Consider the following 26,832-nt stretch of genomic DNA (forward strand, 5'->3'; position numbering starts at 1 on the left):
ATGAATGCGCGTGAGGATCATCGATGACCGCCCGCTTCGTGTCGCTGGACACCTACGACGTGCGGTTCCCGACCTCGCGCGAGTTGGACGGCTCCGACGCGATGAACCCGGACCCGGACTACTCGGCGGCCTACGTGGTGCTGCGGACCGACGAGGTCGATGGGCACGAAGGCCATGGGTTCGCCTTCACGATCGGCCGGGGCAACGAGGTGCAGACGGCGGCGATCGCCGCGCTGCGGCCCTACCTCGCCGGCCGGCTCGTGAAGAGCGTCCTGGACGACCTGGGCGCGTTCTGGCGCGAGCTGGTGCACGACTCGCAGCTGCGCTGGCTGGGCCCTGAGAAGGGCGTCATGCACATGGCCATCTCCGCCGTGGTCAACGCCCTCTGGGACCTCAAGGCCAAGCAGGCCGGTCTGCCGCTCTGGCAGCTGCTGGCCTCGATGCCGCCGGAGGAGCTCGTCTCGCTGGTCGACTTCCGCTACCTGACCGACGCGCTCACCCCGCAGGAGGCGCTCGCGCTGCTCCAGCCGGGCGCCGTCGGCCGCGAGGAGCGCGTCGCCGAGCTCCTCGCCAACGGCTACCCGGCCTACACGACGTCGCCCGGCTGGCTCGGCTACGACGACGAGAAGCTGCGCCGGCTGTGCCGCGAGGCGCTCGACGCCGGCTTCCGGCAGATCAAGCTCAAGGTGGGCGCCGACCTCGACGACGACCTGCGCCGGCTGCGGATCGCCCGCGAGGTGTGCGGGCCGGACATCCGGATCGCCGTCGACGCCAACCAGCGCTGGGACGTCCAGGACGCCATCGACTGGGTCGGCGCGCTCGCGCCGTACGACGTGTGGTGGGTCGAGGAGCCGACCAGCCCCGACGACGTGGTCGGCCACGCCGCCATCGCCCGCGGCATCGCGCCCGTGCCGGTGGCCACCGGCGAGCACGTGCAGAACCGTGTGGTCTTCAAGCAGCTGCTCCAGCTGGGCGCGGTGTCCTATGTGCAGCTCGACGCCGCGCGGGTCGCCGGCGTCAACGAGAACGTCGCGATCCTGTTGCTGGCGGCCAAGTTCGGCGTGCCGGTCTGCCCGCACGCCGGCGGTGTCGGCCTCTGCGAGCTGGTGCAGCACCTCTCGCTGTTCGACTACGTCGCGGTGTCCCGGTCGATGGACAACCGGGTCATCGAGTACGTCGACCATCTCCACGAGCACTTCCGCGATCCCGTGCAGATCCGCGCCGGTCGTTACCTGGCACCCCAGGCGCCCGGCTTCAGCTCGACCATGCGTCCCGAAAGCCGGGCCCGGTTCGCCTTCCCCGACGGACCGGCCTGGTCCCGCACCGTCTGACCCACCCCTACCCATCCCTGCCCACCACAGAGGACTGCGATGACTCTTCACAGACGCGCCGTCGTCAGCGTGGCGGTCGTCGCCGCGTTGGCCGCGGTGACCGCCGGTTGCAACTCGTCCGACTCGGGCTCCAGCGGAGGCAGCGGCACCGGCAGTGGCGGCACCGCCAACCCGCCGATCGCCGTCGACCTGCCCCGGGCGGACAGCGACTTCTGGAACTCGTACGCGAAGTACATCCCGCAGTACGCGCAGGAGAGCGGCATCAACCTGATGACGCCGACCAACTCGCAGAACGACATCGCCAAGCTGGTCGCCAACGCGCAGGCGCTGACCGCCCAGGGCGCCAAGGCGATCGTGATGGCGCCCCAGGACACCGGCGCCATCGCCAGCACGCTCACCCAGCTCGAGGGCAAGAAGATCCCTGTCGTCTCCGTCGACACCCGGCCCGACAAGGGCAAGGTCTTCATGGTGGTGCGGGCCGACAACCGCGCCTACGGCCAGAAGGCGTGCGAGTTCCTCGACGAGAAGCTGGGCGGCAAGGGCAAGGTCATCGAGTTCCAGGGCTCGCTGTCGTCCGTCAACGGCCGCGACCGGTCCGAGGCCTTCGCCGAGTGCATGAAGACGAAGTTCCCCGACATCACCATCTTCGAGGAGCCGACCGAGTGGGAGGGCGCCAAGGCGTCCGCCGCGCTGCAGACCCGGCTCGCCCAGCACCCCGACATCAAGGGCATCTACATGCAGGCCGGCGGCGTGTTCCTGGCGCCCACCCTGCAGCTGCTGAAGTCCAAGAACCTGCTGGTGCCGCCGACCGACCCCAAGCACATCTTCATCGTCTCCAACGACGGCATCCCGCAGGAGTTCGAGGCGATCCGCAAGGGCGAGATCGATGCCACCGTCTCGCAGCCGGCGGACCTCTACGCCAAGTACGCGCTGTTCTACGCCAAGGCCGCGGTCGAGGGAAAGACGTTCACCCCTGGACCGACCGACCATGACAGCACCATCATCGACGTCGGCAACGGCGTGCTCGAAGACCAGCTGCCGGCGCCGCTCGTGACGAAGGACAACGTCGACGACGCGTCGTTGTGGGGCAACCAGATCGGGAAGTGATGACCGCACTGCTGTCCGACGCGGCCGGGAGTGGGGCTGCCGCCCCGCCCCCGGCCGTCTCGGCCGAAGAGGTGACCAAGCGCTTCGGCGCGACGACCGCGCTGGCCGGGGTGAGCGTGGCGATCCGGCCCGGCGAGACCCACGCGCTCGTGGGCCGCAACGGCGCCGGCAAGTCCACCCTGGTCTCGGTGCTCACCGGCCTGCAACGGGCCGACGAGGGCCGGGTGTCGTTCGGCGGCGAGCCGGCGCCGGCACCGTCCGATCGCGACGGTTGGCGCCGCCGGGTGGCGTGCGTCTACCAACGGTCGACCATCATCCCGACGCTGTCGGTGGCGGAGAACCTGTTCCTCAACCGGCAGGCGTCGCACGGCCCGATCCGGTGGGGCGCGTTGCGGCGGCGGGCCGGCGCCCTGCTGGACGAGTACGGCGTCGCCGTCGACCCGGCGGCGCTCGCCGGCGACCTCAACGTCGAGCAGCGGCAGCTGGTCGAGATCGCCCGCGCGCTCTCGATCGGCACCCGGTTCATCATCCTCGACGAGCCGACCGCCCGCCTCGACGCGACCGCGATCGAGCGGCTGTTCGAGCGGATGCGGTCGCTGTCGGCGTCCGGCGTGACGATGCTGTTCATCTCGCACCACCTCCGCGAGGTCTACGAGGTCTGCGACACCGTGACCGTGCTCCGCGACGCCCGCTGGGTGCTCACCGAGCCCGTGTCGGCGGTGGGCCACGACGCGCTGGTGGCGGCGATGACGGGGGAGGCGGTCGGGCTGACCGACGTCGCGCCCCGCACCGTGCCCGACTCGGCGCCGGTGCTGTCGCTGCGTGACCTGACCTTGGCGGGGGCTTACGACGGGATCGACCTCGAGCTGCGGGCCGGCGAGATCGTCGGTGTCACCGGCTCGGGCAGCAGCGGCAAGGTGTCGCTCGCCGAGACCGTCGGCGGGCTGCGGCGGGCCGACCGCGGGACGGTGTCGGTCGGATCTTCGCCGGTAGGCGCCGGAGTTCCGGCCGCTCTCAAGGCCGGGATCGGGTTGGTGCCGGAGGATAGGCACCGCGAGGGGCTGGTGCCCCTGTTGTCGGTGGCCGAGAACGCTACCCTGCCGATCGCCGACCGGCTCGGGCCCGCGGGCGTCGTCGTGCCGCGGCGGCGGTCTTCGGTGGCGGCGGACATGGTGCGGCGCTACGACATCCGCACCGAGAGCCCGCTGGCGCCCGTGTCCAGCCTCTCCGGCGGCAACGCGCAGAAGGTCGTGCTGGCCCGCGCGCTGTCGACCGACCCGCGGGTGCTGGTGCTGATCAACCCGACCGCCGGCGTCGACGTGCGGTCCAAGGAGTCGCTGCTCGGTGCGGTGCGGGCGGCGGCCGACGGCGGGACCGGCGTGCTGATGGTCTCCGACGAGCTCGACGACCTGCGCCACTGCGACCGGGTGCTGGTCATGTTCCACGGCCGCGTGACGGCCGAACTCGCCCACGGCTGGGAGGACGCGCAGGTGGTCGCGGTCGTCGAAGGTGTTTCTGCAGAAGGAGCGGAGTCATGAGCGGCACTGCCACCGCGCCACCGGCTGTCGACGTGCCTGGCGCGCGCCGGCGGTTGCGGGGGCCCGCGCTGGCGCGGATGCGGGACCTGGCGCTCGTACCCGCGATCATCGTCCTGGTTCTCGTGGGTGCGCTCATCGACCCGGTGTTCCTGAGCAGCGCCAACATCGTCAACGTGCTGCAGCAGCAGACCGAGCTGTCGTTGCTGGTGCTGGCCGAGGCGATCATCCTGATCGGCGGGCGGTTCGACCTGTCGCTGGAGTCCACTGTGGGCCTCGCGCCGGCGCTGGCCGTCGCGCTGGTCATCCCGGCGGCCAGCAACGGCCTGGGCACCGAGTGGTCCACCGCGCTGGCCATCCCGATCTGCCTGCTGGTCGGCGTCCTCATCGGAGCGTTCAACGGGATGCTGATCCTGCGGTTCGGGCTGTCGGCGTTCATCGTGACGCTCGGCATGCTGATCGTGCTGCGTGGTCTGCAGATCGGCATCACCGGTGGGCAGAACCTGTTCGAGCTGCCGTCGTCGGTCCTCTACCTCGGCAATGCGGTCTGGCTCGGCCTGCCAGCCTCGATCTGGATCTGCGCGGTGCTGTTCGCGATCGGCATCGCGGTGCTCGGCTGGTTCCGCCACGGGCGCGCGGTGTACGCCATCGGTGGCAACCGTGACGCGGCGCGCGCGGCCGGCATCCGGGCCGACCGGGTGATCTTCGTGGTCTTCGTCGTCGGTGGCCTCCTGGCGGCGCTGGCCGGTCTGCTGATGACCGGTCGACTCGGCTCGGTCGCGTCGGCGCAGGGCTCCGGCATGATCTTCACGGTGTTCGCCGCGGCCGTCATCGGCGGGGTGAGCATGGAGGGCGGCAAGGGCACGCTGTTCGGCGCGCTCTGTGGCGTGATCGTGCTCGGCCTGATCAACAACATCCTCACGCTCGCCGGCGTCTCGGCACAGTGGATCCAGGCCATCTACGGCCTGATCATCCTGGTGGCGCTGATGCTGGCCCGGGTGACGACGGGCAAGGCCCAGGACTGAGGTGGCGACGCCGTGGCGTTGACCGACGCAGCGATCGACAAGATCAAGGAGATGATCGTCTCCGGGGCCCTCGGCCCCGGGGACCGCCTCCCCAAGGAGGCCGACCTCGCCGAGCGGCTGGGGCTGTCCCGCAACTCGTTGCGCGAGGCGGTCAAGGCGCTGTCCATCATCAAGGTGCTCGACGTGCGGCAGGGCGACGGCACCTACGTCACCAGCCTCTCGCCGGACCTCCTGCTGGAGTCGCTCAGCTTCGTGGTCGACTTCCACCGCGACGACACCGTGCTCCAGTTCCTCGAGGTGCGGCGGATCCTGGAGCCCGCCGCGACGGCGCTCGCGTCGCGGCGGATGAGCGACCCCGAGATCGCCAAGCTGCAGCGGGTGCTCGACGAGCTCGGCCCGTCGCCGTCGGTCGAGGCGCTGGTCGCCAACGACCTCGAGTTCCACCGGGCGATCGCGGCCGGCTCGGGCAACGCGGCGCTCTGCTCGCTGATCGACGGGCTGTCCGGGCCGACCACCCGGGCCCGGATCTGGCGCGGGCTGACCCAGGAGGGCGCGGTCGAGCGGACCCGCGAGCAGCACCAGGCGATCGTCGACGCGATCACAGCGCGGGAGCCGGACCTGGCCCGGTCGTGGGCGACGGTACACATCGCGGGCGTCGAGGAGTGGCTGCGGCAAGCGCTCTGATACGTCGCACGACGTACTGTCGGATACTCCCTGCCGAGTACGAAACCGTCGTACCTCTTTCATAGAGTCATCGCGTCCCACACAGACTTACTTCGGACGGGGTTGTGCGATGCGGTCGCTCTACATCTGGCTGTCCCGGTTGATCGCGCTCGGCGTGGTGGTGCAGGTGCTGGTCATCGCCTGGAGCGCGTTCGACATCATCAACAAGGCGGGTGACGGGGTCCCGTTCACCGAGGACACCGACGCCAACGCCGGCGCGGCCATCCACTCGGTGGTCGGCATGATGGTGATCCCGGTGCTGGCGCTGCTGTTCGGCATCGTGGCGTTCTTCGCCAAGGTGCGCGGCGGCGTGGCCATGGCCTGGGGCGTCGTCGGCCTGGTCGTCCTGCAGATCGCGCTGGCGTTCGTGTCGTTCAGCGCGCCGGTCGTCGGCATCCTGCACGCCCTCAACGCGTTCGCCATCGCCGGTCTGGCCGGGATGGCCGGTGGTCGGGCGACCCGCTCCGAGGCCCCGGTCGCCCCCGCGCGGGTCGGTGACCCCGGGGTTCCCGCGGGCGCATGACCACACCAGTCGACCCGGCCGAGACTGCCACCACCTCGGCCGGGCAGGACAGTCATGCCTCGTCTCCCTCCCCGACCGGCGGTGCGGAGGCCGCCGGGCGGCGGGGATGGGTGGGGCAGCTGCTGCGGTGGGGCGCGATCGGGTTGTCGGTGGTGCTGCTCGGGACGCTCGGTTACCTCTGGTGGGACAGCCGCCTGCCGTCGTCCTATTCGGTGATGGACATGGGCTATGCCGACTACGGCGGTGGCGCGGTGCCCGTGGGCGGGCACCAGCATGCCGGCGGCACGTCGGTGGCGTCGCTGACCGGGCCGGCCGGGCCGGCTGCGGTCACGGTGTCACTCACCGCGCGCAAGGAGGCGTTCACACTGGCGAGCGGGGAGCGGGTCGACGGCTTCACGCTCAACCACTCGTCGCCGGGCCCGGAGATCACGGCCACCGTGGGCGACATCGTGCAGGTCGAGCTCGTCAACGAGTCCGTGCCCGACGGGGTGGCCCTGCACTGGCACGGCGTGCGGGTGCCCAACGCCGAGGACGGCGTCGCCGGGGTGACCCAGGACGCGGTGCCGGTGGGCGGGCGGCACACCTACCGGTTCCGGGTCTCGGACGCGGGGACCTTCTGGTACCACTCCCACCAGGTGTCGCACGAACAGGTGAAGGAGGGTCTGTTCGGCGCGCTGGTGGTGCTGCCGTCGCGGGATTCGGTCCCGGGTGTGGTCGCTCAGGTGCACACCTATGACGGTCGGCGGACGGTGCAGGGTGCGACGGGGTCGCGGCACGTGTCGGCGCCCTCCGGAGTCCCGACGCGGGTGCGGGTGGTCAACACCGACAGCGGGCCGCTGCGGGTGGCCGTGGCCGGGGCGCCCTACCGGGTGCTGGCCGTCGACGGGCACGACCTGCACGAGCCTGGCGAGGTGTCCAGCCGGGTCGTGGTGGTCGCCGCCGGTGGGCGGGTCGATCTGTCGGTCACGCCGCCGCCGGCCGGCGCGGGTGCGGTGCGGGTCGACCTGGGCGCGGGGTTGTCGCTGGTGGTCGGGCCGCCCGGGGCGGAGGCGCCGACCGCGGACACGGCGGCGGCGCCGCTGGACCTGCTGGCCTACGGGACGCCGGCGCCGGTCGACCTCGACACGTCGCACGTCGACCGCGACTTCACGCTGACGATCGACCGGTGGCCGGGGTTCGTCGACGGTCGTCCGGGCCTGTTCTGGACGATGAACGGCCACCTTTATCCCGATGTGCCCATGTTCATGGTCCGCCAGGGCGACGTGGTGCGGATGACGATCACCAACGACTCGGGCGAGGTGCACCCGATGCACCTGCACGGCCACGTCGCGCTGGTGCTGTCGCGCGACGGGGTGGCGGCGAGCGGCAGTCCGTGGTGGACGGACTCGCTCGACGTCGACGAGGGGGAGACCTTCGTGGTGGCGTTCCGAGCCGACAATCCGGGCATTTGGATGGACCACTGCCACAACCTGCCGCATGCGGCGGACGGCATGGTCGCGCACCTGGCCTACGAGGGCTATTCGACGCCGTACGTGATCGGGGGTCAGGCCGACAACGAGCCGGAGTGACCAGGACGTCCGGAGTGACGAAGACAATATGAATGACCTTGCACGTTTTCCGCCCTGCCGGGTAGCTTCGGTGGTTGACCTGGTGATCGAGAGCGGGCGGTTATGCACGTCGATGTCGAGAAGGTCCTGACCGGCGCGCGACGCGAGGAGGCCTGGCAGCTCTACCAGACGGCGTTCGAGGAGCTACGCTACGCGGCCGTTCAGCGCCACCTGATGCACCGAGCGGAGTTCGACGAGGTGATGTCGGACGACCGCGTCGAGAAGTACGTCGCGGTCGCGGAAGACGGCACGCTGGCGGGTCTGTCCACGTTCACCAACGACTTGGACGCGATGCCGCTGATCTCCCCGGACTACTTCGCGCACCGCTGGCCGGGCCACTACGCCGAACGCCGCATCTGGTACCTGGGCTTCTTCGCCATCGCCGACCCCCACCGCCGCTCCGGCGTCTTCGAAGCGGTCATCGAGATGATGTGGCGCCACGTCCGGGCCAACGCGGGAATCGCGGCCCTGGACATCTGCGCGAGCAACGAGGCCCGCCACCTCAACGACGCGATCACCCGGACCCTGACCGCCCTGACCCCGGATGTGGTCGCCACCCGCCTGGACACCCAGGCCTTCTGGTCGTGGGAGCTCCCGGTCGCCTCCTGACCGCCGGCGCTCGGCTTCACGGCCGCCGCCTCATGACCGCCGGCGCCCGGCTTCACGGCCGGCCGCTCCCCGCCATCGTCGACCGAGACCGGTGGCGGCTTTTCTGCGCCAAGGGCAGGGTGTCGTCGGGGCGCACATGCCGCGAGGCGTGGGTACATGCGAAAGCATGTCGGCTCCAGGAGCATCCTCAGCCTGCTCCGCGCGGCCATCGCTTCGCAGGCTCCGAGCGCTGACTCCGAGACGGGAGAGCGGCGCCGGACGTCGGCCGAGCGGTAGGGCGCCGACACCTTGCCCGGCCCGGAGACGCCGCGCCGCCCGCGTTCTCTGCCCATCGGCGTGAGCCCGAACCGCCGACCGGTCGCTCGGCGCGGGTGACCGGGAGCCGGCTCCGTCGAAGCTTCACCTGACGCAGCGTCGGCCCGCCCTTGATCCGGTTGGTCCGCCAGCGACACCGGGCGTGACGGCACCGATATCCGCCTGTCCGCCTTGGTCATGGTGCTGACGTCGACACGGGGAGACCCTGGGGCCTCGCTGGGTCGTCGTGGCGCCGGGTCAGGGTTCGTCGCGGTCGAGCCGTGGCTGGGTCGCGCCGGCGTCGAGCCGTGGGTCGACGGCTCCCTCGACCGGCGCACCCGCCGAGCGGCGCGCCACCTCGACGATGTCAGCGGAGGGCTGGGGCAGTCTGCTCTCCTCCGCCGCGCGGCGGCTGTTCTTGGCGGGGATGCGCGGCGCCGGGTGTGTCGTGTCCGGCGGCTCGTTGCCCGCGGGGTCGCGCCCGAGCGCATCGGCGGTCGGGGCCAGCGTCGGATCGGCGACGCTGCCGTTGGCAGTCGACCGTCCGTTCACGGCGTCATCCGGGGGTTCGGCGACCGTGGAGCGTGCCGCCTCCGCGGCGTCGGGCCGATCCGGCCCGCCCCAGGGAAGATAGGCCGCCTTCTCGGCAAGTGTCCAGTGCGGACGGTCAGCGTCCGGCGCCCCCGACTCGACGAGACCCGCCCGCTCCGCGCCGTTGCCCCGGCCGCCGGCCAGCGTCGGCCGCCGAACCTGCCGGGCCGCCGTCGCGGCGACCGACTCATCGTCCGTCGCGGTGCCCGCCCGCTCCGCTTCGCGCTCCGCGGGTCCGTTCAGGGCGGCCGCCGGCGGTGCGGGAGCGTTGCCGTTGACGGCGCGTGAATCGGGGGCGGTTGCCCGCTCGATGGTGGCGCCGCTGCCGACGGCCGTGCGGTCCGCTTCCGGTTCGTGATCGCCGCCGGCGGACCCCGGCTTGTCCGCGGTGCGGCCGTTGCCGTTCGGGCGCGCGGCGCTCGCCACGGCGGCCGGCTCGCCCGGGATCGGGTCGAGGAGGCGGCGTTCGGCCTCCGTCGTGTTCGTGGGGTCCGGTGGCGGCCCCAACCTCGGGAAGCCGCTCACCTTCGTCTCCTGCTTGGGTTGCGCCGGCTCCGGTCGCGCCTCGCGCGCCAGCGCCCCACCGCGGCCGATCGCGGCCGGCTGACGCAGACGGGCGAACGTTTCGGGATCCTGCGGCCGACCCCACAGCCAGCCCTGCCCGTAGACGACCCCGAGCGCCTGCAGGACGTCGCGCTGCGCCTGGGTCTGGACGCCCTCGGCGACCACCGTCAGGCCGAGCGCCGAGCTCATCGCGACCACGGCCCGGACGATCTCCTCGTCCTCCGGGTTGGTGCCCAGCCCGCCGACGAAGGAGCGGTCGATCTTGACGCCGGTGACCGGGTGGCGGCGGAGGTAGCCCAGCGCGGAGAAGCCCGTGCCGAAGTCGTCGACGACCAGGCGCACGCCCAGCCCGCGCAGCTCGGCCATCACCTGGTCGGTCACCTGCGACCCGTCGACCATGACCGACTCGGTGATCTCCAGCATCACCGACGCGCCGTCGAGGCCGTGTTCGACGAGGGCCTCGTTGAGCTCGCCGGGGAGGCGCGGGTCGCGCAGCTGGCGTGGCGAGACGTTGATCGACAGCCAGAAGTCCTCGTTGACCACGTCGTCCTTGCGCCACTCGGCGAGCTGGCGCAGCGCCTCGCGCATCACCCACCGGCCCAGGTCGGTGATCAGCCCGGTCTCCTCGGCGACCGGGATGAACTTCGTAGGCGCGATCGTGCCCTTCGTCGGGTGCTCCCAGCGGATCAACGCCTCGACGCCGGTCAGCCGGGCGCCACCAAGACGCACGATCGGCTGGTACGCGAGACGGAGCTGATCATGCGCGAGCGCGTGCCGGAGGGCGAGCTCGATGTCGATCCGGTCGCGTACCCGGTCGTGCATCGTCGAGTCGAACAGCACCCAGCGGCCGCGCCCTTCGGCCTTCGCCTGGTACATCGCCGTGTCGGCGTCGCGCAGCAACCCTTCGGCCGTGACCAGCGCGGAACCCGCGGCGTGCGGATCGCGTACACCCTCGTCGTCGGTCTTCGGCAGCGCCGCGGTGACCGAGCCGGCGATGCCGATGGAGCCGGACACCACCACGTCGGAGGCGGTCGCCTTGAGGGGAAGGGTGAGGCTGGCGAGGATCCGCTCGGCGAGCGCGATGGCGTCGTCGCGGCTGCTCACATGGGCGATCACGAACTCGTCGCCGCCGACTCGGGCCACCGCGGCGCCGGCCGGCACGGTGCGGCGCAGGCGCCGGGCCACCTCGACGATCACTCGGTCGCCGGCATAGTGGCCCCACGAGTCGTTGACCAGCTTGAACCCGTCGAGGTCGAGGAAGAACAACCACAGCGGGCGGTCCGGGTCGCGCGGCTTGGCCAGCGTCTGGCCGACGTGGTCGACGAGCAGCGCCCGGTTGGGCAGCGCGGTGAGGTGGTCGTGGGTGGCCTGGTACTCGTACTCGCGCTGCGCGGCCGCGTACGCCTGCACCGCCGACACCGCCCGCAGCAGCAGCAACGCCACCATCAGCGCGCCGCCGACGGCGAGGACGATCCGGTCGAGCAGGCTCTGGTCGGGGATCGCGGCGAGCAGGACGAACGGCACCGCCATCGCCGGGATGATCAGTGCGAGCCGGCGCCAGGACCAGGCCTGCACGGGCAGGGGGGTACGGCGGCCGATGTCGCGCATCGACGGGTGCAGCGCGCACGCGCCGATCAGCACGAAGCCGAACACGAACGGCAGGTCGAACAGCCGGTTGCCGGCCACGGTGCCGTTGACGCCGATGATCGCGTAGCCGATGTCGCCGGCCAGCAGCAGCACCATCGAGCCGATGAGCATGAGGTAGCTGGGGCCACGGATCGAGGTGGTGAAGGCGACGTTGGCGACCAGCAGAACCAGCACCAGGTCGAAGATCGGGTAGAGCCCCGCCACGGTCGACACGGCAGCCGACCGGTCGTCTATGCCCGCGGCCGGCACGGAGAACAGCAGCGCGAATATCAGGCCCGCGCCGAGTCCGATCAGCATCCCGTCGATGACGGCGTGCCGCTTGGGCCCGTGCTTGACGGTGAGGAAGCCGACCAGCGCCGCGAACATCAGCACGTAGCCGGGCACGGTGAAGCCGTCGGCGGTCAGTTGGGCGGCGCCGGGCTGCTCGCTCGACCAGGGCCGCATGATGGCGCCGACGACGAAGAGCGCGGAGGCGGCCGCGAGCAGCAGCCAGGGCCAGCGCGGTCGGGCGTTGTGGCGACCCGAACCCACGACGAGGGCCCCGGCCGCGCCGGCGCCGACCACGGCGAAGATCACGCCGCTCACGGCGGCGCTGTCGAAAATGATGTACGTGATGGCGGCTGCTAACCCGGCCAGGACGAAGACCCAGGCCGGAGATGCGGAGGCCAGCGTCTTCCGACCGGCCGAGACCGCACGTGGCATTTCATCGCCCCCTGCGCGGCTTCCGGCGACGTTTCCCAGCGAACCACGACTGTAGCAGGATCGATCGGCGTTAAGTGACTGTTCTTCGCGTTTGTCAGACGGATTGACATTGCCGCGTCGAATTGACTGGAACGAAAGCCTGATCGGTCCCATCAGGAGGACCCAAACAGGACGGTAGACGAGCGTAGTTGCGTACTGGGCAAGGCCGGGATCATGGTTCCCGCTGTGGTTCGGGTGGTCGCCGTTCAGGCTGTTGGCGCGCGTGGTTGAGGCAATCCAACTGGCCACTGATCCCACGTGGACTGTGTTCACGCACCGTAAGCAAAGGCAGGTAGCTCCTCGGTATGCCCGCTAAGTTAATCGGCAGTAACCTCGGCCGACTGATACCGGACGTTTGTTGTTGCCACACTGCGGCGATTGCGGGCCCGAGCTCAGATCGGGTGCGCGGCGGCAGCCGGGTCGTCGTCCGTCCTCACTGGATGCCTGACCAGGTCCGCGATGGCCGAGGTGCTAGGCGCCGCGTCCAACGCCTCCAAGGTCCCGCCGGTGTTGAGCCAGCGTTGCGCGGCGCGGGCGTCGCCGCCCGCGGGCAGCGTCCCGGCGATCAGCATCGGCAGGAACGCGGCATAGCGCGGCACCATGTGCGCCGGGAACCGATGCGGTATCCGGGCGACCGCGGTCGCCACGCGGATCGCGTGCTCGTTGCCCGGCGGCACGCCCGGCCGGTCCGTCTCGGCGGCGAGCCAGCGCCAGTCGTGCGCGGCCGTGCAGTCGAGGCAGCTCTCCGGCCCGGCGCCCAACCCGCCGGCCGCGCCGCAGCTCAGGCACGGGGAGAGGCCGAGCGCGGCGTCGTAGACCCGCCAGTCCACGCCCCGCGGATCCGCGACCACCGTCGCCGCGAACGCCGGCACGTCAGCGTCGGCGACGCCGTATTCACGTCGGGCGGCGCGCCACGCGACCCGCAGGTCGTCGTCGAGCCAGCGCAGGCAGGTGGCGCACGACGGCGCCCGCGCCGGGCGGCGCCAGCCGCACTCCGCGCAGCGGGGCAGCTGGCGGAGGTCCATGCGGCGATGATGGCAGAGTCGGCGGGGGCCGGTTCAACTGGTTTTCCCTCGGGGAGGAGGCGGACGTGAAGGTGATCCTGGTCGGCGGTGGGGACGTCGGCGCTGGGGTGCGGCAGACGTTGGAGCAGCACGGCTACGAGGTGGTGACCGTCGGCCGCACGTCCGGCGGGCATCAGGCCGACCTCACCGACAAGGCGAGCCTGGACGCGTTGTTCGCCCGGCTGACGCCGTTCGACGCCGTCGCGAGCGCGGCCGGTCAGGTGTTCGGCGGGCCGCTCGGCGAGGCCAGTGACGAGCAGTGGGCCAAGTCGATCGCGAGCAAGGGCATGGGCCAGATCAACCTGGTACGCGCGGCGTTGCCCCACATCAACGACCGCGGCTCGTTCACGCTGATCTCGGGGGTGCTGGCCGACGAGTACACGGCCAACAGCACGCTCGGCAGCACCGTCAACCACATGGTCGAAGGCTTCGTGCGGGCCGCGGCCAACGAGTTGCCCCGCGGCCTGCGGATCAACTGCGTGAGCCCCACGGTGCTGACCGAGTCGGCGCACTACCACGCGTCGTTCCCAGGCTTCGCCACCGTGCCGGCGGCAGAGGTCGGCCTCGCCTATCTCCGCGCGATCGCCAACCCGATCACCGGCCGCATCCTCAAACTCCACAAAACCAACTCGTAAGCCGGCCGCTCAGAGCTGCGGTGCCGACCAAAGCGGCCCACGACCGCCACCGGACGGCGGGTCTGCCCGAATACGGCAGCGGTATGCGGCCCGAGACCGGCGGCTGTCCGGCTACGACGGACGGTCCCCGCCCGGCAGCGGGGCTGGCCAGCTATGACGGCGGTATCCGGGACGGTCCCGCCCGGCCGCTGCTGTCCGGCGACGACGGACGGTCCCCGCCCGGCAGCGGGACTGGCCAGCTACAACGCCGGTATCCGGGACGGTCCCGCCCGGCCGCTGCTGTCCGGCCAGGACGGACGGTCCCCGCCCGGCAGCGGGGCTGGCCAGATACGGCGCCGGTATCCGGGACGGTCCCACCCGGCCGCTGCTGTCCGGCCAGGACGGACGGTCCCCGCCTGGCAGCGGGACTGGCCAGCTGCGACGCCGGTATCCGGACGCCACCAGACGACAGACCGGACTCCGTCTTGGCGCCGCGGGGCGCCCTTAAACGGCCGCCGGCAAGGCCTCCTCGAGCAGCGCCGCCACGCGGGACGCGTCGCCCGCGTCGTGGGCCGCCAGCAGCTCCGCGAAGCGTTCGGCCGGCAGGATGGGGACTCCCAGGTCCTCGGCCTTGGTGGCCTTTGAGCCGGCGCCTTGGCCGACCACTACCAGGTCCGTGCGTTTCGAGACCGAGCCCGACGACTTGCCGCCCAGTCGTTCGACCGCCTCGTTGCCCTCGTCGCGGGTCAGGCCCGGCACCGCGCCGGTCACCACCACCGTCATCGGCGTCCCGTCGGGCTTGCGGAGCGGCGCGACCGGGCTGTCCGAGGACACAGTCGCCGCGCCGGGCTCGACCGGCTCCGTCATGTTGACCCCGCGGGCCGCCAGCTTGTCGATGATCGGTCGGAGCTCCACGAGCTCGGCCGCGATCGTCACCGCGCGCTCCGGTCCGACGCCGTCCACCGTCTGCAGGTCTTCGACCGTGGCCGCGAGCAACGCGTCCATCGTGCCGAAGTGGCGGGCCAGGCGGCGTGACATCGAGCGGCCCGTCATGCGCAGGCCCAGGCCCGTCAGCACCCGGGACAGCGGCTGGGCCGCTGAGCCCTGGATGGCCGCCACCAGCTTGCCCGCCGACACGTCGCCCATGCGGTCGAGCGGTTTGAGGGTGGCCACGTCGAGGTCGTAGAGGTCGGCCGGGTCGGCGACCAGACCCGCGCCGACCAGGAGGTCGATGATCTTGTCGCCCAGGCCCTCGATGTCCATTGACGTGCGGGCCGTGTAGTAGGCCAGCGACTCGTGGGCCCCGCAGGCGCGGCCGCGGGTGCAGCGCCAGCGCTTCTGGGAGCGGTCGATCTCGCCGCCGCAGCGTGGGCACTCGGTCGGTGGCGTGAACGGCTTCGCGGACGCGGGCCGCTCGTCGAGCTTGGCCCCGGTGACCTCGGGGATGACGTCGCCGGCGCGGCGGACGAAGACCGTGTCGCCGGCGCGGACGTTGCGGCGGGTCAGGTCGTCGAAGTTGTGCAGCGTCGCCGACGTGACCGTCACGCCGCTGATCTGGACCGGCTCCAGCACCGCGACCGGGGTGATCACGCCGGTGCGGCCGACCTGCACCTCGATGCGCAGCAGCGTGGTCGTGCGGGTGTCGGCGGGGAACTTGTAGGCGATGCCCCACCGCGGCGCCCGGCTGGACGAGCCGGCGTCGTCGCGGTCGGCGGCGGCGTCGGCCTTGACCACCGCGCCGTCGACGCCGAAGCCGAGGGTCAGCCGCCGCTCGTTGAGGTCGTCGATCGCGGTGACCACCTCGTCGATCGACGCGCACAGCGGCATGCCGGCGCCGGAGCCGGCCGTGGTCGCCACCCCCAGCGACGCCACGTAGCCCATCGCGCCCGCGTGCGACAGGTGGGCCGCCGGGTCGAGCCCGTGCACCGCGTAGGCGAAGAAGGACAGCGGCGCCGAGTAGGCCCGGTCGACCGCGCGCAGCGTGCCCGCCGCGGCGCTGCGGGGGTGGGCGAACGGCGGCTCGCCGTGACCGGTGCGCAGCTCGTTGGCCAGCGCGAAGTCGGCCTCGGTCATGAACACCTCGCCGCGGACCTCGAGCGTGACCGGCTCGGTCAGCTGGTGCGGCAGGCCGACCGCCCGGCGGGCCTGACCGGTGACGTCTTCGCCGGCCCGCCCGTCACCCCGGGTGATCACCTGGGCCAGCGCGCCGTCGACATAGCGGGCCGAGATGGCCAGGCCGTCAATCTTGGGTTCGACCGTGTAGCCCGCCGCCGGCCGGCCCAGGACCCGGTCGAGCCGGGCCGCCCACTTGCGCAGGCCGTCGGCGTCGAACACGTTGTCGAGGCTGAGCATCGGGGTGGTGTGCGGCACGTCGCCGACCACCGCGCCGCCCGCGCCGACCGTTTCCGTCGGCGACTCGGCGACCGTCCACTCCGGACGGGCGGCCTCGGTCGCCGCGACCCGCGCCAGCAGGGCGTCGTAGGTCGCGTCGTCCATCGCCAGGGTGGAACCCGAGTAGTAGTCACGGGCGGCGGCGCGGATCTGCTCGACCGCGGCCGTGTAGTCGGCGCGCGAGTCGAAGGCCGCGGCGTGCGCGGGATCGACGGTCGTGGACATCGCTTGGCCCCCCATGCTGCGGTGCTGAGTCACCAGCACCCTAGCGGGCCGGTCCGACAAATCCGCCCGCGCGGCTCAGGCGGTGTCGCGGCGCACGGCGCACGCCCGCAGGGCCCGCAAGAAGTCGATCTTGCGGAAGCCGGGCCAGTAGACGTCGCAGAAATAGAGCTCCGAGAACGCCGACTGCCACAGCAGGAAGCCCGACATCCGCCGCTCGCCGCTCGTCCGGATGACCAGGTCGGGGTTCGGCAGCCCGCTGGTGTAGAGGTGCAGGTCGATGTCCTCGGGGGAGAACGTGGTCGCCAGCGCCGATGCCGACGCCCCGGACGCCGCCGCGGCGACCAGCCGCCGCCGCACCGCCTCGACCACCTCACCGCGGCCGTCGTAGCCGATCGCCACCGTCAGCGTCCACGGCCGGTCCGCGGTCGCCGCCTCGGCCTCCTTGAGCGCCAGCCGGGTCGAGTCCGGCAGCACGTCGACCCGCCCGGCCACCCGCACCCGCCACGGGCTCGACGGCCGGGCCAACCGCTCCCGGCACGCGTCCTCGATCAGCCGCAACAGCCCGTCGACCTCGCCGGCGCCGCGCTTGCGCAGGTTGTCGACGGACGCGGCGTACACCGTCACGCACTCGATGCCCAGCTCACCGCACCAGCCCAGGACGCGGTCGAGGTGCTCGGCGCCGTGCCGGTGGCCGGTGCTGGCGTCCGCGTACCCCATCTGGCGGGCCCATCGCCGGTTGCCGTCCGTGACGATCGCGACGTGTCGGGGCACCGAGGTCAGCGACCGTCGAAGCCGGTGCGCGTAGACGCGCTCCAGGACCCGGCGCAGCGACATGATCATGCCCGATCAAACCACGAACCCGCCGGCAGCGCGGCTCCGACCGGCAAAATGAGGACAACGGACGGGGGTACGCGCATGCGAGTGGCAGTCATCGGCGGGACCGGACTGGTCGGGCGGCACGTGGTGGACGTGCTGCGGGCCACGGGGCACGACCCGGTCGCGGTGTCCCGCGGGTCGGGCGTCGACGTGAGCACCGGCGCCGGGCTCGACGACGCGCTCGCCGGGGCCGCCGCCGTGGTCGACGCGGTCAGCTTCGAGGCCGCCGACCGCGCCGCGGCCGAACGCTTCTTCTCCGCGGCGACCGAGAACCTGCTGGCGGCCGAGCAGCGGGCCGGCGTCGGCCACCACGTGCTGCTGTCGATCGTCGGCCTCGACCGGGTCGAGGGCAACCCGCACTACGCGGGCAAACGGATCCAGGAGGCCCTGGTCAGCGACGGCGCGATCCCGTGGACGATCGTCGCGGCTACCCAGTTCTTCGACTTCGGCGCCCAGCTCGCGGGCTGGACGAGGACCGGCGACGCCGCGGTGGTGCCGCCGCTGCTCGTGCGGCCGGTCGCGGTCGCCGACGTGGCCGGCCTGCTGGCCGAGGTGGCGGTGGGCAAGCCGCTGGGCCGCACGGTCCAGATCGCCGGCCCCGAGACGCACGACCTGGTCGACATGGCCCGGCGCACGCTCGACGCCCGCGGCGAGGCGGTCCGGCTGATCGCGAGCTGGGACGACAGCCCGCTCGGCGTGGAGATGGCGGGCAACGTGCTGCTGCCCGACGACGGCGCCCGGATCGCGCCGACGACGTTCGAGACCTGGCTGGCCGCGCAGCGGGGCTGACGCCGTGCCGGCCCGGCTGCCATCCTGGACCGGTGACGCCGGACACCGCACCGAAGCCCACAATAGACAGACGGCCCGAGCTCGACGCGATCCGCACGTTCGTCGTGGTCGGGCTGATCTTCTTCCACGCCGGGCTGGTCTTCGACGAGTCCGACGACTTCTACGTCAAGAACGCCGACACCACCAGCGTCACGACCGTCATCGCCGGTTTCGCGGTGGTCTGGGCGATGCCGGCCCTGTTCCTGATCGCCGGCTTCGGGTCGTGGCACTCGATGCGCCGCCGCGGCCCGGGTGGCTTCGCCCGCGAGCGGCTCCAGCGCCTCGGCGTGCCGCTGCTCGTCGCGATCCTGACCTTTCTGCCGGTGCCGGTCTGGCTGCGGCTCAAGGCGGCCGACGCCGGCTACGACGAGAGCTATCTCCACTTCCTGCCCAAGTTCTACGACGTGCGCCTCGACCTGGCCGACTTCCCGTTCGTGGTGGGCGGCGAATACTTCGAGACCGGGCACCTCTGGTTCGTCGTCCTGCTGCTGGCCTTCTCGTTGCTGCTGGCCGCGTTCATCCGGTGGGCGCCGGGCCACGAGCCGCTGGCGCGGGCGGTCGGCCACCGCGGGGTCGTGCTGCTGCCGGCCGCCGCGACCTCGGCCATCTGCGCGTTCGTCGGCATGGAGGAGTCGTTCGCCGGCTGGAGCCGCTGGGCGTACCTGCTGTTCTTCGTGTCCGGGTTCCTGCTCGCCTCGGACGAGCGGTTCCGGCTGGCGATGCGGCGCGACGCCGTGCTGGCGGCGGTGGTCGGCGGGGTGGTCTTCGCCGTCACGGGCCCGGTGCTGCTGACCGCCGGCGACGACCCGTTCACCGCGATGACCGCCCACGCGATCGTGGCCCGGGCCCTCTTCGGCCTCGCCGGTTGGTGCCTGGTGGTCGCGATCCTCGGCCTGCTCGACCGCCGCAATGCCGGCCGCCACAACGCCGGCAAAGCCCCGACGACGAAGGACCGGCGCGTCTACTACTACCTCGCGCTCGGCGCCCTGCCGATCTATGTGCTGCACCAGCCGATCGTCGTGGCCGTCGCCTACGGCGTGGTGCGGTGGGACGCGCCGATCCTCGTCAAATACGTGGCGATCGTCGCCGCGTCCCTCGCGCTGACCCTGGCGGCCTACGAGTTCCTCGTCCGCCGCACCAGGCTGACGCGCTACCTCTTCGGCATGCGCGACTGAAAACTAGCCCTTCAGGCCCGTCATCGAGATGCCCTGGATGAACCGGCGTTGGAAGATCAGGAAGATCACGATCATCGGCAGCGTGGCCACCACCGAGCCGGCCATCAGCAGGTTCCACGACGTGCGGTTCTTGACCACGAACAGGGCGAGCCCGAGCGGCGCGGTGTAGTGGTCGCTTGACGACACCACGATCAACGGCCAGAGGAAGTCCTCCCAGGCGTACGTGAAGGTGAAGATCGCAGTCGCGGCCAGTGCCGGTCCGCACAGCGGCAGCACCACCTTCCAGAACACCTTGAACTCACCGGCGCCATCGATCCGGGCCGCGTCCAGCAGCTCGTCCGGGATCGCCATCATGTACTGCCGGAGCAGGAAGATGCCGAACGCGCTCACCGCGCCGGGCAGGATCAGCCCCCAGTACGAGTCGAGGAAGCCGTGCCCGCCCTGGCCCATGAAGTCGTTGCCGCCGAAGAACGGCACGTGCTTGAGCACCAGGTAGTTGGGGATGAGCGTGACCTGCGGCGGCACCATCATCGTGGCCAGGAAGACCATGAAGATGATGTTGCGGCCCGGGAACTTGCGCTTCGCGAACGTGTAGGCGGCCAGCGAGTTGAAGAACAGCTGCAGCGTGGTCACCGACCCGGCCACGAACGCGCTGTTGACGAACCACCGCCACGCGCCCTCGCTGCCCTCCGCCAGCTCGCCCGCCTTGCCGATGCCGAAGAAGCCCTTGTAGCCGTCGAGCGTCGGGTTCTTGGGGATCCACTGTGGAGGCCAGGAGAAGATGTCGCCGACGTGCTGGAACGAGGCCGAGACGAGCCAGGCGAACGGGGCCACGAACAGGATCGCGCCGGGCACCAGCAGCAGGTAGCAGAACCCGAGCCAGAGCCGGCGGCGCCAGACCGGTCCGCGGGGCTTCTCCGCCGGCGCCGGCGCGGTGGTGGCGGGACGGTCGACGACGGCGGTCACAGGTCAGCCTTCCGGTAGAGGCGCAGCTGGAGCGCGGTGAACACCAACAGCAGCAGGAACAGCGCGTACGCCAGCGTGCTCGCGTAGCCCATCTCGTAGAACTTGAACGCCGCCTCGTAGATGTAGTAGACCATCGTCGTCGTGCGGTTGAGCGGTCCGCCGTTGGTCATGATGTAGATCTGGGTGAACACCTGGAACGAGCCGATGATGCCCATCACCATGAGGAACAGCGTGGACGGCGCCAGCATCGGCAGGGTCACGTAGCGCAGCCGGGCCCACGCTCCGGCGCCGTCGATCCGGGCGGCTTCGTAGAGGTCGTTCGGGATCGCCTGCAGCGCCGCCAGATAGACCACCATCGAGAAGCCGACGCTGGCCCACACGCTCATCAGCACCACGGCCGGCATCGCCAGGTTCTTGTCGGAGAGCCAGGTCAGCGGCTGCGTGATGAGGTGCGTCTTCAGCAGGTAGAAGTTGAAGAGGCCGAAGTCGCCGTTGTAGAGCCACTTCCAGATGATCGCGGCGACCACGAACGGCGTGATGTTGGGCAGGAAGTAGAGCGTGCGCAGGATGCCCCGGCCGCGGATCGGCTGGTTGAGCAGCAGCGCCACGGCCAGCCCGATGGCCATGCCGAGCGGCACGGAGGCGCCGGTGAAGTACGCCGTGTTGATGATCGAGCGCCGGAAGTCCTCGTCCTGCACCATGTCCTGGTAGTTCTGCAGCCCGACGAACGGCTTCTCCGGCTCCAGGATGTTCCACTCGCGGAACGTCAGGTAGAACGCGAACCCCAGCGCGAAGACCGTGAAGATCGAGAACAGGATGAGGCCGGGGGCGAGGAACCCGTACGCGGACCGCTCCCGCCACATTCTGTGCAGGACGCCCCGCTTGGCGCCCCGCCCCCGCCCGCTCACCTGATGATCTTCTCTGCTTCGGCCGCGGCGTTGTCGAGCGCCTGGGCCGCGGTCTGCTCGCCGTAGATGGCCTTGGCCAGCTCGGCGTTGAGCGCCTCCTCGATCTTCGGCCAGTCCGGGTTGGCGACCACGTTGCTCACGCCGCACGGCATCGCCTCGGCGAAGCCCTTCAGGATCGGCTTGGTGGCGACCAGGTCGGGCGACTCGAGCAGGCTGGTGATCGGGGGAAGGGTGGTGCCGGCCTTGGACTTGTAGGTCCACTGCGCGACGTTCTCGGGCTTGCTCAGGAACTCGACGAACTTCCACGCGGCGTCGGTGTTCTTGCCCTGGCTGAACAGGACGAGTGCGTCACCGGCGATCGTCGTGCCGCAGCCGGCCGAGCCCTTGGGCAGCGGGGCCACCGACCACTTGCCGTCGATCTGCGGGAACTCGTCGCCCAGCGTGCCGGCGAACCAGGAGCCCGCGACGTACATGCCGACCTGGCCGTTGGCGAAGGCCTGGCGACCGTCGTACGAGTTGGAGTTCAGGTAGTCCTTCGGGGCGTACTGGGCCATCTTGACGTAGAACTCGGCGGCGCTCTTGGCCTCGGCCGAGTTGAAGAGCACCTCCTTGCCGTCGTCGGAGAGCAGCTTGCCGCCGGCCTGCCAGAGCCACGGATACCAGTAGTACGCGGCCTCGGGCGAGCTCGCGAACATCGCGTTGCCGTAGGTGCGCTTGGCGGCGTTGGTCAGCTTCTGGGCCGCCTGCTCGTACTCGGGCCAGGTGGTCGGCGGCGCCGTGATGCCGGCGGCCTGGAACATGTCGGTGCGGTAGAACAGCGCGGTCGACTCACCGTCGAACGGCAGGCCGTACATGCTGTTCTCGTAGGTCACGAAGGTCTTGAACGCCGGCACGTAGTTGTCGGCCTTCACGACGTCGGAGCGCCCGATGTAGTTGTCGAGGTTGACCAGCGCCTTGCGGGCGGCGAACTGGGCCGTGGTGCTCGCGTCGATGAACGCCACGTCCGGGGGATTGCCGCCGGCCACCTGCGCGGTCAGCTTCTCGTTGGCCTCCTCGGCCGGCACGTTCTGCAGCTCGACCTTGATGTTCGGGTGCTCTTTCTGGAACTTGTCGACCAGGGTTTTCATGTCGGGCTCCGCGCCGACCCAGGACGCGAAGGAGATGGTCACGGGGGAGGTGGGCTCCGGTACCGGCCCTTCGCCGGCGCCCTTGTCGGTCGACGAGCCGCCACTGGTCGAGCAGGCGGCCAGCGCGAGCGCCGCGGTCGTCGTCGCCACCACCGTTGCCAGGGACCTACGGGACAGGCGATGCGTCATCGGATCAGCTCCCTAAGTCTTTATCGACGAATCACAGGCGTAACCCGCATGCAAATCGTTTGGCATACTGCGGCTAGGGTCATCGTCCGATCAGGCGTTGTCAAGAGATCCGGCCTAACGATCCGATCGTCGGGCCGCTCGAAGGGAAAACGTTTTGCTACCGTCTGGAGCCATGCCTCCGCCAGCGGGCTCAGCCGAGCCAGTGCGCTCGGCCGACGACGCCCGTGTGACGCTGGTGCAGGTCGCCAAGCTGGCCGGCGTCAGTCCCACGACGGTGTCCCATGTGCTGTCCGGCAAGCGCTGGGTCGCCGAGTCGACGCAGGAGACCGTGCGCGAGGCCATCCGCCAGCTCGGCTACCGGCCCAACAACGTGGCCCGCAGCCTGCGCACGCGGCGGTCCAAGATGGTCGCCGTCGTCGTACCGGACATCACCAACACGTTCTACGCCGTGCTCACGCGCGGCCTGGCCGACGCGGTCGACGGCGCCGGCTACGGCACCTACGTCTGCAACACCGACGGCCTACCCGAGCGCGAGAACAGCTTCCTGGCCGACGTGCTCGACCGCGGCGTCGACGGCGTCGTCATGGCGGCCGGCGAGGTCACCGGTGGCGTCGGACCGGGCGGGCTCGGCGTGCCGGCCGTCCGCATCGGCGGCGATCCCGACGACGACCCGCGCGTCGACCTCGTCGCCCCCGACGACCAGTTCGGCTCGCACGCCGCCGTGCGCCACCTGGTCGAGCGGGGCGCCCGCCGCATCGCCATCATCGAGGGCCCGCACGCGTCTGGCTCCGGCCGCGACGAAGGCTACCGCCAGGCGCTCGAGGAAAGCGGACTGGCCGTCGACCCCGAGCTGATGGTCCGCGGCGACTGGACCCGCCCCGGCGGGCGCAAGGCGATGCACGCGCTGATGGCGCTGCCGGCGCGCCCCGACGCGGTCTTCTGCGCCAACGACCTGAGCGCGATCGGCGCGATCGACGCCGCCCACGAGCTCGGCCTGGACGTGCCCGGTGACGTGGCCGTGGTGGGCTTCGACGACGTCGACGCCGCGACCATCGTCAACCCTCCACTCACGACGGTGCGCAACCCCGCCTACGAGACCGGGTACGCCGCCGGCGAGCTGTTGCTGAGCCGGATCACGGGCAGCTACACGGGCGAGGGCCGCACCGTCGTGCTGCCGTGCACCCTGGTCGTCCGCGCCTCCGCCTGAGGGCGCTCACATCGTCACCACCGCCTTCACGAAGCCCTCCGGCTTGGCCCGGGCGGTCTCGAACGCCTCGTTGACCCGGTCCAGCGGGAAGCGGTGCGAGACCAGCGGCGCCAGCGACAGCCGACCCGCCGTCAGCAGCCGCATCCCGACCGACATCCCGCGCATGATGGCGTCGACGTCCCGGTAGTGGGCGTTGACGATGCCGAACGCCATCCAGTTCCAGTGGGCCAGGTTGATCCGCCGCGCCGCGCCCTGGTGGAAGCCGACCAGCACCAGCTTCCCGCTCATCCGGGTCGTCTCGCCGACCACGTCCAGGGCGCCCTGGCTGCCGGTGGCCTCGAACGTGACGTCGGCGCCCCGCCCGCCGGTCTCCTCCGCCACCACCGCCGCCAGCGACTCCGACCGCACGTCGACCACCCGGGTGGCGCCCAGCGTCGCCGCCCGGGCCAGCGCGTCGGGCCGGGTGTCGGCGACGATGAGCTGCCGCGGCCCGCGCAGGCCGACCAGCGCCTGCACCAGGTTGCCCATGAAGCCCGCGCCGATCAGCACCACGTCGTCACCGAGCCGCACGTCGGTCTCCTCGACGGCGTTGACCGCGCACGCCAGGGGCTCGGCCAGCGCCTCGTCGAGCGGGACCCCGCCGGCCGGGAAGCACCAGGCCGCCTTGACCGTGACGAACTCGGCGTACCCGTGTGAGGTGACCCAGCAGCCGACCGGGTCGCCGGGCCCGAGCGTCGTCACCTCCGGGCCGGCCTCGACCACCGTGCCGCTGACCTCGTGGCCGATGAACCGGGGATAGTCACCCGCGTCGCCGGCGAAGCCTGCCAGCTCCGACGAGCAGACCCCGCACGCGGCCACCCGGACCAGCACCTCGTCGGGCGCCGGCGCGGGCCGGGCCACCTCCTCGATCTCGAACCGGCCGGGACCGGTCAGCACGGCGCGCCTCATGCGAACACCACGATGGTGTACGGCCCGAGCCCGTCCAGCGCCACCCGATGCCGCCCGTCGGCCGCCGTGACCGCCAGCGGGGTGACCGAGCCGTCGCTGCCGTACGCCGTCGCCGTCCCGAGCGACCCGGGCAGCCGGACGTCGAGCGACACCTCGCCCGTCGGCCGCACCCCGTCGGTGTCGGCGTCGTAGCCGTAGTTGACCACGTGCACCGCCACGGCGCCGCCGGCCAGGGCCGCCGTGTTGACCGCGAGCGCCTCGACACCGGTGCCGGCCAGCTCGACCTGCCGTTCGCCGGGCAGCACCGACTCCAGCCCGGTGAACGTGTCGAACCGCACGACCGTGCCGCCACCGTCCGCATAGGACGCCAGCGCTGCCTGCTGGGCCTCGGTGAGGTAGGTGCAATGGGGCAGCAGCACGGTGCGATAGGGCGCCAGGGTCTCGCCGGTGACCCGGTCCGGGGCCGTCCGGTCGTCCGGGAAGATCACCACGTCGAACGGGACGCCGGCGCCGGCCAGCGCCTCGGTCACCTGGCGGTAGGGCACCACGACCGAGTCGTCGCGGGCGTTGACCAGGTTGTCGCTCACGTCGGCCTTGGCGATCAGCTCGCGGTTGCTCTCGACGCTGTAGACGACGGCGACCTCGTTGGCGCTGCGGCGGGCGAAGAAGCGCTCGTGCTCGGCCAGGAAGCGCTGGGCGTCGGCGGCCACCTCGTGCGGGGCGTAGAACGCGTCCTCGATGGTGGCGCCCATCCACGACCCGTAGGGCACGGACATGTTGATCCCGAACGCCGCCGCCTCGAAGAGCGAGAGCCGGAACAGGTCGTAGCCCCGCCCCTCCTTCAGCGAGTCCACGAGCGCCGGGACGACTCCGCCGTACGGGTTCTCGACGACGATGACGTCCTTTTCGCCGGCGAAGCCGGCGACGTAACGGAACCACTCGGGCTGCCGGTGGGTCGTGTTGCGCATCTCGGTGACGATCAGGTCCACGTCGTCGACCAGGCCCAGGTACTGCGGGTCCATGTTGAAGAAGTTCCCGGAGACCAGCACCTCCCGGCCCACCGAGCGGCCGTACTCCCGCGCGTAGGCGGCCAGCTCCCCGAAGTGGGCCCGGATCGCGCCGAGCTGGTAGCGGTAGTACTCCGCGTAGAGCGGCGTCTCGTCGAGGCGGGTCTTGAAGTCGAAGCCCCGCTCCAGCAGCCACTGCCCATAGTGGAACGTGTCGAGGTCGACGCCCTCGGGCAGCACGGGCAGGGTGGCCAGGTGGTCGCGGAAGCCGGCCATGCAGTCGCGACAGAAGCAGCCGCCGTACTGCAGGGAGCCCAGCGGCAGCTCGGTCTCGTCGAGCTGCACCCCGTCGACGCCGGCGTCGATCTGGATCTTGATGATCGCCTTGAGATAGTTCCGCCAGACTGGGTTGTTGCGGTCCATGTAGAAGCACTGGTGCTCGCGGTCCGGGCACTCGACCCAGCGGGCGTGCAACGCGGTCTGGTGGATGTCGCGGGCGCAGCACTCCTCGATCAGGTCGGTGACCGGCTCGCCGGCGCTGTTCACCAGGCCGTCGGGGAAGTACGCCTCGACCGGCTTCCACAGCTTCGGATAGCGGTTCTGCGCGAACTCCCGCAGCCCTATCCAGTCGCGCTTGCCGACGCCGCGCAGCTCGTTGACGGCCAGCACCTCGTCCTCGGCCTCCGTCAGCTCGACCGGGAACTCCCAGCCCTGCGCCTCGAAGACGATGCCGAACACCTTGATGCCCCGGGCCTGCGCGGCCGCGATGAACTCGCTGTCGTTGACGAAACCGTAGAACCGCGAGCGGGCGTCGACCGGGCCGAACGCCTCCTGCTCCAGCCAGGGCAGGGAGATCGAGCCGCCGCCGAGCGAGGCCCAGACCAGCGTGGTGGCCCGGTAGTCGACCAGGTCGTCGATCATCCGCAGCCGGCGCGGCGGGAGGCTCGGGTGGTAGCAGTGCTGGCGGGGGAACCAGGCGTCGAAGTACACGCCACGTTGCATGCTTTGTT

Annotated in this window: 21 protein-coding genes; 12 read left to right on the plus strand and 9 right to left on the minus strand. The window is 71.2% G+C overall.

Features of this window, described 5'->3' with window-relative positions; genetic code table 11:
* The first annotated feature begins 23 nt into the window (after positions 1-23).
* The 8 genes from O7635_RS19955 (at position 24) to O7635_RS19990 (ending at position 8,460) form a co-directional block, all read left to right on the plus strand.
* Complete coding sequence (locus O7635_RS19955; RefSeq protein WP_278081959.1) at positions 24-1,331, plus strand: enolase C-terminal domain-like protein; 1,308 nt, start codon at positions 24-26, stop codon at positions 1,329-1,331.
* A 39-nt stretch (positions 1,332-1,370) separates the two neighbouring features.
* The gene (locus O7635_RS19960) at positions 1,371-2,438 is read left to right on the plus strand and encodes a sugar ABC transporter substrate-binding protein (protein ID WP_278081960.1); all 1,068 of its coding nucleotides are present in this window, start codon (positions 1,371-1,373) and stop codon (positions 2,436-2,438) included.
* Positions 2,438-3,976 carry a sugar ABC transporter ATP-binding protein gene (locus tag O7635_RS19965; protein WP_278081961.1) on the plus strand — a complete coding sequence of 513 codons (1,539 nt, stop codon included), beginning with the start codon at positions 2,438-2,440 and terminating at the stop codon, positions 3,974-3,976. Before O7635_RS19960 ends, O7635_RS19965 begins: the two co-directional genes overlap by 1 nt.
* Positions 3,973-4,998 carry an ABC transporter permease gene (locus O7635_RS19970; protein WP_278081962.1) on the plus strand — a complete coding sequence of 342 codons (1,026 nt, stop codon included), beginning with the start codon at positions 3,973-3,975 and terminating at the stop codon, positions 4,996-4,998. The genes O7635_RS19965 and O7635_RS19970 overlap by 4 nt, the downstream gene beginning before the upstream one ends.
* Before the next feature lie 12 nt (positions 4,999-5,010).
* Positions 5,011-5,682 carry a FadR/GntR family transcriptional regulator gene (locus tag O7635_RS19975; protein WP_278081963.1) on the plus strand — a complete coding sequence of 224 codons (672 nt, stop codon included), beginning with the start codon at positions 5,011-5,013 and terminating at the stop codon, positions 5,680-5,682.
* Between the two features lie 109 nt (positions 5,683-5,791).
* The gene (locus tag O7635_RS19980) at positions 5,792-6,244 is read left to right on the plus strand and encodes a hypothetical protein (protein WP_278081964.1); all 453 of its coding nucleotides are present in this window, start codon (positions 5,792-5,794) and stop codon (positions 6,242-6,244) included.
* Positions 6,241-7,812, plus strand: a complete 1,572-nt coding sequence (locus O7635_RS19985; RefSeq protein WP_278081965.1) for a multicopper oxidase family protein — start codon at positions 6,241-6,243, stop codon at positions 7,810-7,812. Before O7635_RS19980 ends, O7635_RS19985 begins: the two co-directional genes overlap by 4 nt.
* Before the next feature lie 102 nt (positions 7,813-7,914).
* Positions 7,915-8,460, plus strand: a complete 546-nt coding sequence (locus tag O7635_RS19990) for a hypothetical protein (protein ID WP_278081966.1) — start codon at positions 7,915-7,917, stop codon at positions 8,458-8,460.
* A 552-nt stretch (positions 8,461-9,012) separates the two neighbouring features.
* On the opposite strand, the gene O7635_RS19995 is transcribed toward O7635_RS19990, so the two are convergent.
* Together O7635_RS19995 and O7635_RS20000 are read right to left on the minus strand one after the other, a co-directional pair.
* Positions 9,013-12,258: an EAL domain-containing protein gene (locus O7635_RS19995; RefSeq protein WP_278081967.1), complete on the minus strand. Its 3,246-nt coding sequence runs from the start codon at positions 12,256-12,258 to the stop codon at positions 9,013-9,015.
* A gap of 431 nt (positions 12,259-12,689) precedes the next feature.
* Positions 12,690-13,322: a hypothetical protein gene (locus tag O7635_RS20000; RefSeq protein WP_278081968.1), complete on the minus strand. Its 633-nt coding sequence runs from the start codon at positions 13,320-13,322 to the stop codon at positions 12,690-12,692.
* A 65-nt stretch (positions 13,323-13,387) separates the two neighbouring features.
* Between O7635_RS20000 and O7635_RS20005 the strand changes: the two genes are divergently transcribed.
* Positions 13,388-13,996, plus strand: a complete 609-nt coding sequence (locus tag O7635_RS20005) for a short chain dehydrogenase (protein WP_278081969.1) — start codon at positions 13,388-13,390, stop codon at positions 13,994-13,996.
* A 483-nt stretch (positions 13,997-14,479) separates the two neighbouring features.
* On the opposite strand, the gene ligA is transcribed toward O7635_RS20005, so the two are convergent.
* Entirely contained in the window at positions 14,480-16,591 is a 2,112-nt protein-coding gene (ligA, locus tag O7635_RS20010) for an NAD-dependent DNA ligase LigA (RefSeq protein WP_278081970.1), read from the minus strand.
* Between the two features lie 75 nt (positions 16,592-16,666).
* Complete coding sequence (uppS, locus tag O7635_RS20015) at positions 16,667-17,431, minus strand: polyprenyl diphosphate synthase (protein WP_347405294.1); 765 nt, start codon at positions 17,429-17,431, stop codon at positions 16,667-16,669.
* A gap of 75 nt (positions 17,432-17,506) precedes the next feature.
* Between uppS and O7635_RS20020 the strand changes: the two genes are divergently transcribed.
* Positions 17,507-18,256, plus strand: a complete 750-nt coding sequence (locus O7635_RS20020) for an SDR family oxidoreductase (protein WP_278081971.1) — start codon at positions 17,507-17,509, stop codon at positions 18,254-18,256.
* Between the two features lie 32 nt (positions 18,257-18,288).
* Positions 18,289-19,470 (plus strand): acyltransferase family protein, encoded by a 1,182-nt coding sequence (locus O7635_RS20025; RefSeq protein WP_278081972.1) that lies wholly within the window; start codon positions 18,289-18,291, stop codon positions 19,468-19,470.
* 3 nt (positions 19,471-19,473) lie between these two features.
* On the opposite strand, the gene O7635_RS20030 is transcribed toward O7635_RS20025, so the two are convergent.
* Genes O7635_RS20030 through O7635_RS20040 form a run of 3 tightly spaced genes read right to left on the minus strand, consistent with a single transcriptional unit; the run spans position 19,474 to position 22,660 of the window.
* The gene (locus O7635_RS20030) at positions 19,474-20,436 is read right to left on the minus strand and encodes a carbohydrate ABC transporter permease (RefSeq protein WP_278081973.1); all 963 of its coding nucleotides are present in this window, start codon (positions 20,434-20,436) and stop codon (positions 19,474-19,476) included.
* On the minus strand, positions 20,433-21,344 hold the full coding sequence (locus O7635_RS20035) for a sugar ABC transporter permease (protein ID WP_278081974.1): 912 nt from the start codon (positions 21,342-21,344) through the stop codon (positions 20,433-20,435). Before O7635_RS20035 ends, O7635_RS20030 begins: the two co-directional genes overlap by 4 nt.
* Positions 21,341-22,660 carry a sugar ABC transporter substrate-binding protein gene (locus O7635_RS20040; RefSeq protein WP_278081975.1) on the minus strand — a complete coding sequence of 440 codons (1,320 nt, stop codon included), beginning with the start codon at positions 22,658-22,660 and terminating at the stop codon, positions 21,341-21,343. The genes O7635_RS20035 and O7635_RS20040 overlap by 4 nt, the downstream gene beginning before the upstream one ends.
* Positions 22,661-22,832: 172 nt before the next feature.
* Between O7635_RS20040 and O7635_RS20045 the strand changes: the two genes are divergently transcribed.
* Positions 22,833-23,867, plus strand: coding sequence for a LacI family DNA-binding transcriptional regulator (locus O7635_RS20045; RefSeq protein WP_278081976.1), 1,035 nt, complete (start codon positions 22,833-22,835; stop codon positions 23,865-23,867).
* A gap of 6 nt (positions 23,868-23,873) precedes the next feature.
* Here the strand turns inward: O7635_RS20045 and O7635_RS20050 are convergent, their stop codons facing one another.
* Positions 23,874-24,815, minus strand: coding sequence for a zinc-binding dehydrogenase (locus O7635_RS20050; protein WP_278081977.1), 942 nt, complete (start codon positions 24,813-24,815; stop codon positions 23,874-23,876).
* Entirely contained in the window at positions 24,812-26,824 is a 2,013-nt protein-coding gene (locus O7635_RS20055; RefSeq protein WP_278081978.1) for an alpha-amylase family protein, read from the minus strand. Before O7635_RS20055 ends, O7635_RS20050 begins: the two co-directional genes overlap by 4 nt.
* Between the last annotated feature and the right edge of the window lie 8 nt (positions 26,825-26,832).

Origin of the sequence: Asanoa sp. WMMD1127 (assembly GCF_029626225.1) — a bacterium.
Lineage (GTDB): Bacteria > Actinomycetota > Actinomycetes > Mycobacteriales > Micromonosporaceae > Asanoa.

Bases quoted from the DNA above. Each gene is read 5' to 3' on its own strand.
- O7635_RS19955 (WP_278081959.1), top strand. From the start codon at position 24: ATGACCGCCCGCTTCGTGTCGCTGGACACCTACGACGTGCGGTTCCCG.
- O7635_RS19960 (WP_278081960.1), top strand. From the start codon at position 1,371: ATGACTCTTCACAGACGCGCCGTCGTCAGCGTGGCGGTCGTCGCCGCG.
- O7635_RS19965 (WP_278081961.1), top strand. From the start codon at position 2,438: ATGACCGCACTGCTGTCCGACGCGGCCGGGAGTGGGGCTGCCGCCCCG.
- O7635_RS19970 (WP_278081962.1), top strand. From the start codon at position 3,973: ATGAGCGGCACTGCCACCGCGCCACCGGCTGTCGACGTGCCTGGCGCG.
- O7635_RS19980 (WP_278081964.1), top strand. From the start codon at position 5,792: ATGCGGTCGCTCTACATCTGGCTGTCCCGGTTGATCGCGCTCGGCGTG.
- O7635_RS19985 (WP_278081965.1), top strand. From the start codon at position 6,241: ATGACCACACCAGTCGACCCGGCCGAGACTGCCACCACCTCGGCCGGG.
- O7635_RS19990 (WP_278081966.1), top strand. From the start codon at position 7,915: ATGCACGTCGATGTCGAGAAGGTCCTGACCGGCGCGCGACGCGAGGAG.
- O7635_RS19995 (WP_278081967.1), bottom strand. From the start codon at position 12,258: ATGCCACGTGCGGTCTCGGCCGGTCGGAAGACGCTGGCCTCCGCATCT.
- O7635_RS20000 (WP_278081968.1), bottom strand. From the start codon at position 13,322: ATGGACCTCCGCCAGCTGCCCCGCTGCGCGGAGTGCGGCTGGCGCCGC.
- ligA (WP_278081970.1), bottom strand. From the start codon at position 16,591: ATGTCCACGACCGTCGATCCCGCGCACGCCGCGGCCTTCGACTCGCGC.
- uppS (WP_347405294.1), bottom strand. From the start codon at position 17,431: ATGATCATGTCGCTGCGCCGGGTCCTGGAGCGCGTCTACGCGCACCGG.
- O7635_RS20020 (WP_278081971.1), top strand. From the start codon at position 17,507: ATGCGAGTGGCAGTCATCGGCGGGACCGGACTGGTCGGGCGGCACGTG.
- O7635_RS20040 (WP_278081975.1), bottom strand. From the start codon at position 22,660: ATGACGCATCGCCTGTCCCGTAGGTCCCTGGCAACGGTGGTGGCGACG.
- O7635_RS20045 (WP_278081976.1), top strand. From the start codon at position 22,833: ATGCCTCCGCCAGCGGGCTCAGCCGAGCCAGTGCGCTCGGCCGACGAC.
- O7635_RS20050 (WP_278081977.1), bottom strand. From the start codon at position 24,815: ATGAGGCGCGCCGTGCTGACCGGTCCCGGCCGGTTCGAGATCGAGGAG.
- O7635_RS20055 (WP_278081978.1), bottom strand. From the start codon at position 26,824: ATGCAACGTGGCGTGTACTTCGACGCCTGGTTCCCCCGCCAGCACTGC.